This is a genomic window from Salipiger bermudensis (assembly GCF_019801965.1).
Lineage (GTDB): Bacteria > Pseudomonadota > Alphaproteobacteria > Rhodobacterales > Rhodobacteraceae > Salipiger > Salipiger bermudensis_A.
On the sequence record NZ_JAHVIA010000008.1, the window covers coordinates 1 to 12,808 of the forward strand.

A 12,808-nucleotide genomic window follows, 5' to 3' on the forward strand; every position below is an offset into this window, starting at 1 on the left:
CGCTGCAAGGCGCCCCCGCGAGGGATCCGAACCGAACCGTTTCTGCGATCCATGCGACGGCAACACGTCCTCCCTGCCCAAGAACGGGCAGGCTTTTTGAGGACTGAGCATGACCGAGATCAACACCGCAATCGACCTGCAGACCGCCAACGACAACCCCGGCGGCGCGCAGAGCGTGCAGGTCGCGCTGACGCGGCTACGCACGATCTGCACGACCACAGGGCCGAGTGCGCGCTGGTTCAGAAAGCTGAAGAAAACCGTTCCTGACTGCTTCGATTTCAGTGACGGCTTGTGGGTTTCTCGGAGGTATTTAGTGGAGGCTGAAGCGACGGATACAAACCAAATTTACGCAGAAAATTTACGGTCAGATTTCCCGACCTCAACAAGTGAGGTGTGAGACATTGCCGTCAGCAAAACTAACAAAAGCGTCTGTTTCCAATGCGTTATCCGCTGCGGCGGATGCAGGGCTGCCAATCACTGCAATGGTCGTCCAACCAGATGGCTCTTTGCGTCTCGAATTCGCCTCACACGATCAGACGGACAACGCAAATATCAACAGAAAAATTGGTGAAAAAGCACCGAAGAAGTGGGGCGGGACAAGATGAAATACCGTTTTAAGGGATTGCTCAAAGACAAAACCGCAGCGGGCAGCCTTCGCTGGCGCGTTCGTGTTGAGGGCGATAGGGATCGCAAAATTACAATCCCGATGGGTCCAGGCGAGCCTCGATTTCATGAGCACTACGCTGCTGCTCGCGCAGGACACGCACCGCAAGCCAAGAAGCCGGAGAAGTCTGTTGCCGGGACCTTGGACGCCCTCTGCGAGGGCTATCTGGCATGGCTATCCGAACAGATAAACGACACCGAAATTGAGTCACGATTCAAGCCCTCGCCGTTAACCCTGAAGGGTTATAGACCTCTGCTGAACCGCGCATGTGACATCAAGGATCTTGATGGGGATCGGATGGGGAGCCTGGACGCGGATCTGCCGAAGGAAGCATTTGTCCACATCCGAGACTCCTTTGGTTCGAAGACAGGGTCCGCCGACAATTGCCTGAAAGCGCTGCGCGCGGCTTATAGATGGGGCGAGGAACGCTCTGGTTTCCCTGACACTTCCGCGATCTTCGATGTGAAGAAAGTGCACAAGAACCGCGGCGGAGCGACGCCATGGGCCGTCGCCGATATGAGGAGATTTCTGCAGCACCATGGGCCTGGCACTATGGCGCGACTATGGTTCTTGCTTTCGCTCAATGTGCTACCCCGGATTGGCGACGTGTATCGTCTCGGCCCGGAGCATATTCTGTGGTCGTCGACTGGTGACGCAGTGTTGTCTTTTCAACCGTCCAAGAAGGGCTCCGCACATGTTGACGTGCCCGTCCTCAGACAACTGCTCGAAGAGCTGAAACTGCATCCAGAGCGGGACATCTTCATCGGCAACAAAGCGGGTGGACGGTTTGCATCCGCTGAGGTCGTGCGCAACAAGATTCAGGATTGGACGGCCGAGGCCCGGTTGCCGAAAGGTCGTACTCAGCACGGAATTCGAAAAGGCGCTGCTGAGTTGCTCGCTGCTGCAGGCGCGACGCAATACGAGATCATGGCACTGATGTCGCACACCCAGGCGCAGACCTCGGAGATCTACACTCGAAAGGTCGAAAGAGCAGGGTTGGCCGCACGCGCTATTGAGCGGATTTCCTGCCTGGATCTCGGAAAAGTGGACCACGTGGTATGACGCGTGGTCCAAAAGCGTCGAAAAATGAAGGAAAAATAGTGTCTTATTTCATCTCTGGTAGGCCCGGCAGGACTTGAACCCGCAACCAAGGCGTTATGAGCGCCCTGCTCTAACCAATTGAGCTACAGGCCCACCGTGACGCTCTCCGTAGCAGCCCCGTCACCGGGGTCAAGCGTTTCGCGGCCCACGCCGCGGCGCAGATGGGCTCAGCGCGGGCTGCGCAGCACCATCAGCTCGCCCACGTTCTCGCGTGTGATGTAGCCCAGCACCCGGGCATCTGCGTCGATCACCGCCACCGAAGGCGCGCCGCTCAGCGCGGTGAGGGCGCTGTCGAGCGGGGCGTTCAGGGCGACCTGCGGCACCTCCTCCATCACCGCCCCAATCTCGAGCGTGTTCTGCCCCTCGGCCACCGCGTGGAACAGCGCGGTGCGGGTCAGGAACCCGGCCAGCCTGCCGTCCTCGTCCAGCACCGGGAACTCGTGCTGCGTGGTGCGGATCAGGGTCTGCGCCGCGACGTGGATGGGGTCCGAGGGGCTCAGGCTCTCGAAGCTGGTGATCATCGCGTCGCGCGCCATCAACCCCTTGGCCACCGCCCGCGAGCTGACATCCTGGCTCTCCGCCTGGCCGGCGAAGAACACGAAGATGGCGATCAGCAGCAGCATGAAGTTGCCCGAGGCCAGCCCCCAGAAGGCAAAGAGAAACGCCATGAACTGCCCCGCGGTGGCGGCGGCGCGGGTGGCGTGCACCCGGTCCATCCGGGTGGCCAGCGCGGCGCGCAGCACCCGGCCGCCATCCATCGGGAAGGCGGGCAGCAGGTTGAACAGCGCGAGGAACAGGTTGACCGCCGCGAGCTGGCCGAGGAAGGCGCCCGGCGCCGAGCCGAGCGCCGCCAGCGCATCGAGCCGGGTGCCCGCCCCGAAGAGCATCAGCACCGCCCAGATCACGATATTGACCGCGGGCCCGGCCAGCGCCACCAGGATCTCGTGGCGCGGTGTCTCGGGCATGCGCTCGAGCCGGGCGAGCCCGCCGATGGGCAAGAGCGTGATGTCCGGGGTCTTGATGCCGTAGCGCCGCGCGGTCAGCGCGTGGCCGAACTCATGTGCCACCACGCAGGCGAAGAGCGCCAGCACGAAGCCCACGTTCTGCAACGCCGCCGCCGGCCCTCCATAGGACCAGGCGGAGACGCCGATCCAGGCCAGCAGCAGGAAGAATGTGGCGTGCACCCGCAGCTCCGAGCCGAACAGCCGCCCGATGGGAAAGGACCAGCCCATGACCAGATCTCCTTGCTTTCCCTGCAGCATGGCCCCGCCGCGCCAGCGCGGCAAGGGGCGCGCGCCGCCTAGAGCGTAAAGGCCGCAGGGACGGCGCCGGTCAGGCCCGGCAGCAGGTGGGCGTCGAGTGCGAAGACATGCCGCGGCGTGCCGGCGGCGGCCCAGATCGTGGTGAACTCGAGCAGCCGCGGGTCGATCCACGCCCGGATCGGGCTGAGATGCCCGACGGGGGAGACGCCGCCGATGGCAAAGCCGGTCTGGCTGCGGATCAGCGTCGCGTCGGCCTTGCCGAGCGGCTCGCCGGCCAGTGCCGAGGCTTTCTCGGCGCAGACCTTGTTGCCGCCCGCGGTCAGGAACAGCACCGCCTCGCCGCTCTCCTCGGCACGGAAGATGATCGACTTGGCGATCTGGTCGAGCTCGCAGCCGACGCTGTCGGCGGCCTCCTGCGCGGTGCGGGCCTGACCCACCTCGCGGATCTCTGGCGTCAGGCCTGCATCTTCCAGCGCCGCGCGGACGCGCTTGAGGCTCTTGCTCATCGGGTTCTCCTGTTGCTGCCGGCCCCGGTTAGAGCGCGGCGGGCGCGCGGCTGCAAGAGCTTGGGATTGCGCAACCCCGCCGCGCCCCGCCATATAGGCGGCATGAGCTTTGCATCCCGCATCACCCGCCTGCCGCGCCCCTTCGAGCCCGATCTCGGTACCGAGGCGCTCGCCGCCACGCCCTGGGCCGAGGGCGACTGCGCCCGGCTCATTGAGGGCACCGGCGGCACCAGCCCCTATCTGCAGGGCCTGATCCGCAAGGAGGCCGACTGGCTCGAGGGCGCGCTTGACGATCCCGACGCCGCGCTGCCGGCGCTGTTCAAGACGCTCGAGGCGGGCGCGCCCGACGAGGTCGACGTGGCGCTGCGGCAGGCCAAGCGCCGCGTGGCGCTGCTGGCCGGGCTCGCCGATCTGGCCGGCGTCTGGACGCTCGAGGAGGTCACCGGTGCGCTCACCCGCTTTGCCGATCTCGCGGTGCAGCAGGCGCTGCAGGCGGCGATCGCGCGCGAGATCCGCCGTGGCAAGCTGCCGGGCGCGACCGAGGATGACATCCCCTCCGCCGGCGGCATGGTGGTCCTGGCGATGGGCAAGATGGGCGCCTTCGAGCTCAATTACAGCTCGGATATCGACCTGATCTGCCTGTTCGACGAGAGCCGCTTCGAGCGCGACGATTTCCACGACGCCCGTAGCGCCTTCGTCCGAGCCACCCGCCGGATGTCCGGCAGCCTTGGCGACCTGACCGGCGAAGGCTATGTCTTCCGCACCGACCTGCGGCTGCGCCCGGATCCGGCGGTGACGCCGGTCTGCATCTCGATGGAGGCCGCCGAGCGCTATTACGAAAGCCTCGGGCGGGCATGGGAGCGCGCCGCCTATATCAAGGCGCGGCCCTGCGCCGGGGATCTCGCCGCCGGCGAGCGCTTCCTTGAGACCCTGCGCCCCTTCGTCTGGCGCCGGCACCTGGATTTCGCTGCCATCCAGGACGCCCACGACATGCGCCTGCGCTACCGCGACAAGCATGGCCACGGGCCGATCACCCTGCCGGGACACGACATGAAGCTCGGCCGTGGCGGCATCCGAGAGATCGAGTTCTTCACCCAGACCCGGCAGATCATCGCCGGCGGGCGCGACCCGGAGCTGCGGGTGCGCGGCACGGTCGACGGGCTGCGGGTGCTGACCGAGACCGGCTGGGTGCCGCAGAGCGTCACCGAGAAGCTGACCGAGCATTACCGCGCGCACCGCGAGATCGAGCACCGGGTGCAGATGATGCGCGACGCCCAGACCCATCGCCTGCCCACCGCCGATCCTGAGTTCGACCGGCTGGCGGCGCTCTGTGGGCGCGACCGGGCCGAGCTCGAGCAGGATCTCAAGCGCCGTCTCGAGGAGGTGCACGAGCTGACCGAGGGCTTCTTTGCCCCCGATGCGCCCTGCGAGGCCGATGTGCCCGACGAGATCGAGCGCAGCGAGCTGGTGGCGCGCTGGCCCAACTACCCGGCGCTGCGCTCGGGCCGCGCGGTGGAGATCTTCAAGCGCCTGAAGCCCGAGATCCTCGGGCGGCTCGCCAAGGCCGCGAAGCCGCAGGAGGCGCTCTCGGCCTTCGATGGCTTCCTCGCGGGGCTGCCCGCCGGGGTGCAGCTGTTCTCGCTCTTCGAGGCCAACCCGCAGCTCATCGACCTGCTGATCGACATCGTCTCGACCTCGCCCGATCTGGCGCGGCACCTGTCGCGCAATTCGAGCGTGTTCGACGCGGTGATCGGTGGCGATTTCTTCAGCCCGTGGCCCGGCGCCGCGGCGCTCACCGCAGAACTGAAGGACATCCTCGCCCGCGAGAGCGATTACGAGACCCGGCTCGACATGGCCCGGCGCTGGCAGAAGGAATGGCATTTCCGCGCCGGCGTGCACCTGCTCCGGGGGCTCAGCGAGCCGGAGGAGGCGGGCGAGCATTACGCCGATCTCGCCGAGGCCTCGCTCGCCGCCGTGCTGCCGGTGGTGACGCAGGAGTTTGCCCGCAAGCACGGGCCGGCGCCGGGGCGCGGCGCGGTGGTTGTCGGCATGGGGTCTCTGGGCGCGCGGCGCCTGCACGCGCTGTCGGATCTCGATCTGATCGCGATCTACGATCCCGACGGGGTCGAGGCCTCGGAGGGGCGCCGTCCACTGCCGGCGCGGCAATACTACGCGCGGCTCACGCAGGCGGCGATCACCGCGATGACCGCGCCGATGGCGGAAGGAAAGCTCTACGAGATCGACATGCGCCTGCGCCCCTCGGGCAACCAGGGGCCGGTGGCGACCTCGCTGGCCTCGTTCCGGGCCTACCAGAGCGAACAGGCCTGGGTCTGGGAGCATCTCGCGCTGACCCGTGCCCGGGTCGTGGCGGGGCCAGCGGCGCTGGCCGAGGATGTCGAGGCGCTGCGTGCGGAGCTGCTCGCCAGCCCGCCGCCGCGCGACAAGGTGCTGGGTGAGCTAGCCACGATGCGGGCGCGCATCGCTGCCGCCAAGGGGGAGGGGGCGGCCTGGGATCCCAAGATCGGGCGCGGGCGGATGCAGGATATCGAGCTCACCGCGCAGGCCGGGGCGCTGCTCTCGGGGCAGGCGCCGCGGCGCACCACCCGCGGGCTCGCGATGGCGGCGCGGGAAGGCTGGCTCAGCAAGTCCGATGCCGATCACCTCGCCGCCACCTATCGCCTGTGCTGGAGCCTGCAGATCGGCGCCCGCCTGATCGCCGAGGGCGCGCTCGACCCGACCGAGCTCGGCGCCGGCGGCTGCGCCTTCCTGACCCGTCTGACCGGGACCGACGGCCCCGACGCGCTGCGCGACAAGCTCACCGAGATGACCAGCCGCGCCGCCGAGATCATCGATGCCGCGCTGCCGGCGCCCGAGACATGAAGGAGAGACACGCATGAAGAAGGGAACCCCGGAAGACCCGAAGGGTCTGATTGCCGAGGCCTACCGCATCGACGGCATCACCGAGGCCGAATGCCGCTCGATCTTTCTCGACTGGGCGTTGTCGCTGCCCAAGGATGCCGAGGCGCGGCCACTGATCGAGGTCTTGCTCGACCGACACCGCGAGGAGGGTCACCCGATGACCGCGGTGCTGCGCGAGGGCATGGAGCGGGGCAGCGCGCCGCGCCGACGCGGAGGCGCCTCGGGCCGGCGCAACTGACGCGCAGGCTTCCGCGACCAAGGAAGCACTTGCCCCGCGCCCGGCGATGCGCTTCGCTGGCCCGACCCGGAGGAGGGGAGCCCGGCGCGCGCGCTGCCGGCCAGATCAGAGGCCCCATGCCCGAATACGTGCCCATCGCGATCCCCGACAACCCGAGGCTCGCGCAGAACATCATCCATTTCGCCCGCGCCCTGAGGCGCGCCGGGCTGCCGGTAGGGCCGGGCCGGGTCATCGACGCGATCCGCGCGGTGGCGGCGGCGGGCTTCACCGACCGGATGGATTTCTACTGGACCCTGCACGCCTGCTTCGTGAACCGCCCCGAGCATCGCGTGGTCTTTGCGCAGGTCTTCCGGCTCTACTGGCGCGACCCGCGCTACCTCGAGCACATGATGTCGATGATGCTGCCGGCGGTGCGCGGCGTGCAGGAGGAGAAGATCGCGCAATCCGCCGAGAAGCGCGCGGCGCAGGCGCTGCTGGGCGACCAGATGCCGGAGATCCCGCAGCCCGAGGGCGAGGAGGAGGCCACGAAGATCGAGGTCGACAGCTCCTTCACCCTCTCGGCGGAGGAAAAGCTCAAGACGCTGGATTTCGAGCAGATGTCGACCGAGGAGATCGCCGAAGCCAGGCGTATGATCGCCCGCCTCACCTTGCCGGTGAAGCCGATCCCCTCGCGCCGCGGCATGGCCGCCTACACCGGCCGCCGCATCGACTGGCGCCGCACCCTGCGCGGCTCGATGCGGCAGGGCGGCGAGCTGCGCGAGCTCGCCCATCTCAAGCCGCGCCCGCGTTGGCCCAATCTCGTGGTGCTCTGCGACATCTCCGGCTCGATGAGCCAGTATTCCCGCATGGTGCTGCATTTCCTGCACGCGGTCGCCAATGAGAAGGGCGCCGGCTGGGCCAAGGTGCACGCCTTCACCTTCGGCACCCGCCTCACCAACATCACCCGCCACCTCGCCACGCGCGATGTCGATGCGGCGCTCAAGTCTGCCGGGGCCGAGGCGCAGGACTGGCAGGGCGGCACCCGGATCGGCCAGTGCCTGCACGAATTCAACCGCGACTGGTCGCGCCGGGTCATGGGGCAGGGCGCGGTGGTGCTGCTGATCACCGACGGGCTCGACCGCGACGATGCGGGGGCGCTCGAAAAGGAGATGGAGCGGCTGCACCTATCGGCGCGACGGCTGATCTGGCTGAACCCGCTGCTGCGCTGGGACGGGTTCGCGCCGAAGGCCGCCGGCATCCGCGCCATGCTGCCCCATGTCGACAGCTTCCGCGCCGGACACTCGATCCGCTCGCTCGAAGAGCTGGCCGAGGCGATCTCGCGCCCGGATGACGCCGGCGAGAAGGCGCGGCTTCTGGCGGCGCTCTAGCGCGCGAAGTTGCCCCGGTCGGCGGTCTTCTGCCTAGTTTTTGAACAAAACCGGTCTGGCCGCGTTGTATCCTCCAAACCGCCTCGCTTGATGGCGGCACGGAGGAAAGGACGCATAATGACCAAACCGTTTCTGAGAACCACCACAGCGCTGGTGATGATGGCCAGCCTGTCGCTGCCGGCCGTGGCCCAGAGCTTCGACGGGATGACGCCCAAGCAGATCCTCAAGGGCGCGCAGGATGGCTCGCTCGATGTGGGATTCGAGACGGACGGTATGAACCGCAAGCAGTTCGTGGCCGAGCTGACCCGTCTGCAGGCGCTCTGCGAGGGCGGCGAGGCGTCTGACGATGTCGACTGCGCGCTGGTGGCCGAGCTGCCCGATGCCGCGACCCTGACCGGGAAGAACGGCGCGCTTGCTGCAGCCGTGCAAGAGGCGCAACAGGATGGCGAGGCACAGCCGTTGGCGGCAGCCGGGCAGGACGCGCCCGCCGCGACTGCAGAGAGCCGCGCCGCACTGGCCGAAAAGCCTGCCGCGGAGACGTCGGCCGAGGCCGAGGTCGAACAGCCTGCCGCCGAGGTTGCAGACGCGCCCGCGCAGGCCGAGGCAGCACCGCAGGCAGCGCCCGCCGAAATGCAGAATGCCCCGGCTGACGCGCCGGTGGCGGAAACTCAGACCGCCGAGACCGAAGGCGCCGATGAACTGCGCGAGGCCCTTGAGGAGGCCGAGGCGCAGGACGCTCCCGCAGCAGCCGCAGCGGAAACTCAGGCCGCCGAGACCGACGGCAGCGACGAGCTGCGCGAGGCGCTTGAAGAGGCGGAGGCGCAGGACACTCCCGCGGAAGCGCCCGCAGCGGAAACGCAGACCGCGGAGACCGAAGGTCGCGACGAGCCGCGAGAGGCGCTTGAGGAAGCCGAGGCGCAGGACGCTCCCGCCGAAGCGACTGCTGCGGAAACTCCCACCGCCGAAACCGAAGGCAGCGACGAACTGCGCGAGGCACTTGAAGAGGCCGAGGCACAGGACGCTCCCGCCGAAGCGCCCGTAGCGGAAACTCAGACCGCCGAGACCGAAGGCGCCGACGAGATCCGCGATGCGCTGGAGGAAGCCGAGGCACAGGAGCCGGTGGCCGAGGTGGAGCCGGAAGCCGAGGCCGAGGTTCAGGCGGAGGCAGAAACCGAGGTTCAGGCGGAGGCAGAAACCGAAGAGCCGAGCCTGCAGGCCGAGCCGGAAGAGGTCTCGGATCAGGAGCAGGCCGACGCTGCTGCGCGGATTTCGCAGCAGCTCGGCGCGGCGGCCGCGGCGCTTGGGCTCGCGGAGGCCGGTGAACCGGAGGTGGTCGAAGAAGAGGTCTCGGATGCGGATGTGCGCAGCTCGGACGAAGACTTCGGCACCCGCATCGGGCAGGCGCTCCAGCAGGCGCAGGACGACACTGCCCAACGCCGCAACGACAGCGCCGATGACGACGATCGCAACGACACGCTGCGGACCCTCGGCACCGCCGCGATTGCCGGTCTCGGGGCCGTCGCTCTGAGCAAGTTCCTCTCGGACGACGCCAAGGTTGTCGAGAACACCGGCGACCGCCTCGTGGTCGAGGAGAACGGCCAGTACCGCGTGCTGCGCAACGATGACGTGCTGCTGCGTCGCCCGGGCTCCGACGTCACCACCTATCGCTACGATGACGGCTCGACCCGCACCGTGGTGCAATATGAGGATGGCAACGCGGTCGAGACCGTGAAAGCCGCCGATGGTCGCGTTCTGCGCCGCATCCGGACTCTGCCGGACGGCGAGACGATCGTGCTCTTCGACGATACCCAGGCCGAGCAGGAGGTGGTGATCAATGACCTCCCGCAGACCCAGGACACGCCGCGCCGGATGAACATCCGCGAGGTCGACGAGGCCGAGCTGGCCGCGGCGCTGGCGGCGGAGAACGGCACCGACGTGGGCCGCAGCTTCTCGCTCAACCAGATCCGCAACATCGACACCGTGCGCCACCTCGTGCCCGAGGTCAGCGTCGACTCGATCAATTTCGAGACCGGCTCGGCGGCGATCCGTCCGCAGGAGGCGCAGGCGCTCGCGGCGCTCGGCAACGCGATGAAGCGAGTCATCGCCGACAACCCGGGCGAGGTCTTCCTGATCGAGGGACACACCGACGCCACCGGCGGCTGGGGCTACAACCTCGCGCTGTCCGACCGCCGCGCGGAATCGGTGGCGCTGGCGCTGACCGAGTATTTCGACGTGCCGCCCGAGAACATGGTGCTGCAGGGCTACGGCGAGAGCGATCTCGCGGTCGAGACCCAGACCTCGGAGCGCGCCAACCGCCGCGCTGCGGTGCGCCGCATCACGCCGCTGCTGCAGGGTAGCTGACCCGCAGCTAGACTGACTGCAAAGGGGCGCGCAAGCGCCCCTTTTTTGCGTCGCTCAAGCGCGGCAGGGGCCTTGCCGCGCGGCGTCAGCCCGCCGGGCCCGGTTTAATTGCGGCTTTCCGGCGGGGCTTACAGCGACCGGACCCTGCACCGAACCGCATCGACTGATGCGAACGGCGTTCAATCGGTGCCTCCGGCTCACGCCTCATTTCATTGAGTTATTTACATATTTTCGGGATTTCTCAGTGTCTCCCGCCTCTTCCATGCATCCTTCCGGCGCGACCGGCCGGGCAACAGACCAGGCTTACGTCGCCCGCCTTGATCTGAGTCATGCAAAAGTCGGAATATGATATGCATTCTGAAAGTGGAATGTCATACGCAAGGGAGGGTCGCATGACCTGGAACTGGAAAATCGGGGGCGTGCTGCTGGGCGTGGTGTTCTTTGCCGCCGTCCTGCTGGTGAAGCCCATCGGGGTGAGCACCCAATTCGTCATCCTCGACGGCATCGTGGCCGACGCGGTCTCGTCCGAGTTCATCACCCAGACCGACGAGGGCTGGACCTCGACCAACGCCTATATGGCGAAATCCGGCGGAAAATACGCTAAGAGCGCCGCCAACCCGCTGAACTACAGCTTCATCTTCGTGCTGGCGATGGCCGCCGGCGCGTTGCTGTCGTCGCTGCTGAAGGGCGGCGTCTCGCGCGAGGAGCGCCGCGCGCCGGCGATCTGGCGGGCCAATTTCGGCGACACCCCCGGCACGCGCTACCTTGTCGCCTTCCTCGGCGGCTTCGTCGTGCTCTACGGCGCCCGGCTCGCGGGCGGCTGCACCTCGGGGCACATGATGTCGGGGATAATGCAGACCGCGCTCTCGGGCTACATCTTCGCCGCCGGCGCCTTCCTCGCCGCGGTGCCCGTTGCCATGACCATGTACCGGGAGGACTGAGCCATGCAGATCGTGCTCGCCATCGTCATCGGCGCTGCCTTCGGCTTCGTGCTGGACCGCATCGGCGCCACCAATCCCAACGTCATCACCGGCATGCTGACCCTGCGGCGGCTGCGGCTGATGAAGACCATCCTGCTGGCCATCGGCACCGGCTCGATCCTCATGTTCGGCGGCCAGATGATCGGCCTCGTCGAGGTCGGGCACATGTCGGTGAAGGCAGCCTATATCGGCGTGTTCATCGGCGGCCTGCTGCTGGGCGCCGGCTGGGCGGCCTCGGGCTTCTGCCCCGGCACCGGTGTTTGTGCCGCCGCCACGGGCCGCAAGGACGCGCTGTTCTTCATCGCCGGCGGTCTCTTCGGTGCCGCCGCCTACATGGCCACCTACCCGGTCTGGAAGGCCAGCGGCCTGCTCTCGGACATCGCCGGCGGCAAGGTCACGCTGGGCACCGTGCCCGGATCTGACTACGCGGGCCTCTTCGCGGTCTCGGGGGACCTTCTGGGCATCGCGCTGGGGCTGGTTTTCGTGCTGGTGGCCTTCGTACTGCCGGACGGCTTCGGCGGCGGCCATGTCGAGAAGCGCGTGCCGGCGGAGTAAGCGCTTCGGAGCAAGCGCCCGTATCGGGGCAACCGGGCTCCGCCAATCTCTGGCGGGGCCCGGTCCGTTCGCGGAGGCCGGTCAGGCGGCGTCGCGCTCGGCAAACACCTCCTTGGCAACGCCAAGCGCGTTGAGCGCGGCGGGAAAGCCCGCATAGACCGCCATCTGCATCATCACCTCGACGATCTCATCGCGCGTCACCCCGACATTCAGCGCCCCGTGCACATGCACGCCGAGCTGCTTCGGCGCGGTGCCCATGGCGGCGAGCGCCGCCACGGTGGCGATCTCGCGATCGCGCAGCGACAGCGCCTCGCGGGCGTAGATGTCGCCGAAGGGGAACTCGAAGAGCAGCTCGGCGAAGTCGGGCGCGATGCCCTGCAGGCTGGCGATCACCGCCTCTCCGGCGGCGCCGTCGATCTCACTCAGCAGCCTGCGGCCGCGCTCCGCTCTGGTCTCTGTGGTCTGGTGCAGCATGGTCAGGTCCTTTCGCGTCTGACATCATCGCCTCGTAGGTGGCGATCTTGGTGTCGAGAACGGAGAGGCACTCCCGCAGCTCCGCCACGCGGGCAGCGACCTCGGCCCGGTGCGCGCGCAGCATATCGGCGCGCTCGGGAGCGGTGTGATCGCCTGCGGCCCGCGCGTCGGCATAGACCAGCATCTCGGAGATCGACATGCCGGTGGTCTTCAGCCTGTGCAGGAATTCGGCCCAGCGCAGCTCGGCGTCGCCATAGACCCGGTGCCCGGCGCTGTCGCGCAGGGGCGGGTCGATGAGGCCGATCTTCTCGTAATAGCGCAGCGTATCCACCGGGAAGCCGGTGGCCCGCGCGAACTCGGCGATCCGCATGGTACGGGCTC

12 protein-coding genes and 1 tRNA gene are annotated in these 12,808 nt (G+C 67.8%); 8 read left to right on the forward strand and 5 right to left on the reverse strand.

What is annotated here, in order from left to right; all coding sequences use genetic code 11:
- Positions 1-109: 109 nt before the first annotated feature.
- Together KUV62_RS17425 and KUV62_RS17430 are read left to right on the forward strand one after the other, a co-directional pair.
- Positions 110-397 carry a hypothetical protein gene (locus KUV62_RS17425; RefSeq protein ID WP_222605014.1) on the forward strand — a complete coding sequence of 96 codons (288 nt, stop codon included), beginning with the start codon at positions 110-112 and terminating at the stop codon, positions 395-397.
- A gap of 204 nt (positions 398-601) precedes the next feature.
- Positions 602-1,726, forward strand: a complete 1,125-nt coding sequence (locus tag KUV62_RS17430) for a site-specific integrase (RefSeq protein ID WP_222605015.1) — start codon at positions 602-604, stop codon at positions 1,724-1,726.
- 55 nt (positions 1,727-1,781) lie between these two features.
- Here KUV62_RS17430 and KUV62_RS17435 read toward each other — a convergent pair.
- The 3 genes from KUV62_RS17435 to KUV62_RS17445 form a co-directional block, all read right to left on the reverse strand.
- Positions 1,782-1,858, reverse strand: a tRNA-Ile gene (locus KUV62_RS17435).
- 74 nt (positions 1,859-1,932) lie between these two features.
- Entirely contained in the window at positions 1,933-2,997 is a 1,065-nt protein-coding gene (locus KUV62_RS17440) for a site-2 protease family protein (RefSeq protein WP_222605016.1), read from the reverse strand.
- 68 nt (positions 2,998-3,065) lie between these two features.
- On the reverse strand, positions 3,066-3,533 hold the full coding sequence (locus KUV62_RS17445; RefSeq protein WP_222605017.1) for a YbaK/EbsC family protein: 468 nt from the start codon (positions 3,531-3,533) through the stop codon (positions 3,066-3,068).
- 102 nt (positions 3,534-3,635) lie between these two features.
- Between KUV62_RS17445 and KUV62_RS17450 the strand changes: the two genes are divergently transcribed.
- The 6 genes from KUV62_RS17450 to KUV62_RS17475 all read left to right on the forward strand — a co-directional run bounded on the left by KUV62_RS17450 (position 3,636) and on the right by KUV62_RS17475 (position 11,953).
- Entirely contained in the window at positions 3,636-6,413 is a 2,778-nt protein-coding gene (locus KUV62_RS17450; protein WP_222605018.1) for a glutamine-synthetase adenylyltransferase, read from the forward strand.
- A 13-nt stretch (positions 6,414-6,426) separates the two neighbouring features.
- Positions 6,427-6,690: a hypothetical protein gene (locus KUV62_RS17455; protein ID WP_222605019.1), complete on the forward strand. Its 264-nt coding sequence runs from the start codon at positions 6,427-6,429 to the stop codon at positions 6,688-6,690.
- 116 nt (positions 6,691-6,806) lie between these two features.
- Entirely contained in the window at positions 6,807-8,057 is a 1,251-nt protein-coding gene (locus tag KUV62_RS17460) for a vWA domain-containing protein (protein WP_222605020.1), read from the forward strand.
- Between the two features lie 117 nt (positions 8,058-8,174).
- A complete protein-coding gene (locus tag KUV62_RS17465) occupies positions 8,175-10,418 on the forward strand; it encodes an OmpA family protein (RefSeq protein ID WP_222605021.1) in 2,244 nt (747 codons plus the stop codon).
- A 392-nt stretch (positions 10,419-10,810) separates the two neighbouring features.
- A complete protein-coding gene (locus KUV62_RS17470; RefSeq protein ID WP_222605022.1) occupies positions 10,811-11,359 on the forward strand; it encodes a YeeE/YedE thiosulfate transporter family protein in 549 nt (182 codons plus the stop codon).
- A gap of 3 nt (positions 11,360-11,362) precedes the next feature.
- Positions 11,363-11,953 carry a YeeE/YedE thiosulfate transporter family protein gene (locus tag KUV62_RS17475; RefSeq protein WP_222605023.1) on the forward strand — a complete coding sequence of 197 codons (591 nt, stop codon included), beginning with the start codon at positions 11,363-11,365 and terminating at the stop codon, positions 11,951-11,953.
- Between the two features lie 81 nt (positions 11,954-12,034).
- On the opposite strand, the gene KUV62_RS17480 is transcribed toward KUV62_RS17475, so the two are convergent.
- Together KUV62_RS17480 and KUV62_RS17485 are read right to left on the reverse strand one after the other, a co-directional pair.
- Positions 12,035-12,427, reverse strand: a complete 393-nt coding sequence (locus KUV62_RS17480) for a carboxymuconolactone decarboxylase family protein (protein WP_222605024.1) — start codon at positions 12,425-12,427, stop codon at positions 12,035-12,037.
- Entirely contained in the window at positions 12,372-12,797 is a 426-nt protein-coding gene (locus tag KUV62_RS17485) for a MerR family transcriptional regulator (protein ID WP_222605025.1), read from the reverse strand. Before KUV62_RS17485 ends, KUV62_RS17480 begins: the two co-directional genes overlap by 56 nt.
- Positions 12,798-12,808 lie beyond the last annotated feature (11 nt).

What these genes read in the sequence shown, in the direction of transcription:
- KUV62_RS17485 (WP_222605025.1), bottom strand. Translation starts at nt 12,797, where the DNA reads ATGCGGATCGCCGAGTTCGCGCGGGCCACCGGCTTCCCGGTGGATACG.
- KUV62_RS17460 (WP_222605020.1), top strand. Translation starts at nt 6,807, where the DNA reads ATGCCCGAATACGTGCCCATCGCGATCCCCGACAACCCGAGGCTCGCG.
- KUV62_RS17445 (WP_222605017.1), bottom strand. Translation starts at nt 3,533, where the DNA reads ATGAGCAAGAGCCTCAAGCGCGTCCGCGCGGCGCTGGAAGATGCAGGC.
- KUV62_RS17480 (WP_222605024.1), bottom strand. Translation starts at nt 12,427, where the DNA reads ATGCTGCACCAGACCACAGAGACCAGAGCGGAGCGCGGCCGCAGGCTG.
- KUV62_RS17450 (WP_222605018.1), top strand. Translation starts at nt 3,636, where the DNA reads ATGAGCTTTGCATCCCGCATCACCCGCCTGCCGCGCCCCTTCGAGCCC.
- KUV62_RS17465 (WP_222605021.1), top strand. Translation starts at nt 8,175, where the DNA reads ATGACCAAACCGTTTCTGAGAACCACCACAGCGCTGGTGATGATGGCC.
- KUV62_RS17470 (WP_222605022.1), top strand. Translation starts at nt 10,811, where the DNA reads ATGACCTGGAACTGGAAAATCGGGGGCGTGCTGCTGGGCGTGGTGTTC.
- KUV62_RS17440 (WP_222605016.1), bottom strand. Translation starts at nt 2,997, where the DNA reads ATGGGCTGGTCCTTTCCCATCGGGCGGCTGTTCGGCTCGGAGCTGCGG.
- KUV62_RS17455 (WP_222605019.1), top strand. Translation starts at nt 6,427, where the DNA reads ATGAAGAAGGGAACCCCGGAAGACCCGAAGGGTCTGATTGCCGAGGCC.
- KUV62_RS17475 (WP_222605023.1), top strand. Translation starts at nt 11,363, where the DNA reads ATGCAGATCGTGCTCGCCATCGTCATCGGCGCTGCCTTCGGCTTCGTG.
- KUV62_RS17425 (WP_222605014.1), top strand. Translation starts at nt 110, where the DNA reads ATGACCGAGATCAACACCGCAATCGACCTGCAGACCGCCAACGACAAC.
- KUV62_RS17430 (WP_222605015.1), top strand. Translation starts at nt 602, where the DNA reads ATGAAATACCGTTTTAAGGGATTGCTCAAAGACAAAACCGCAGCGGGC.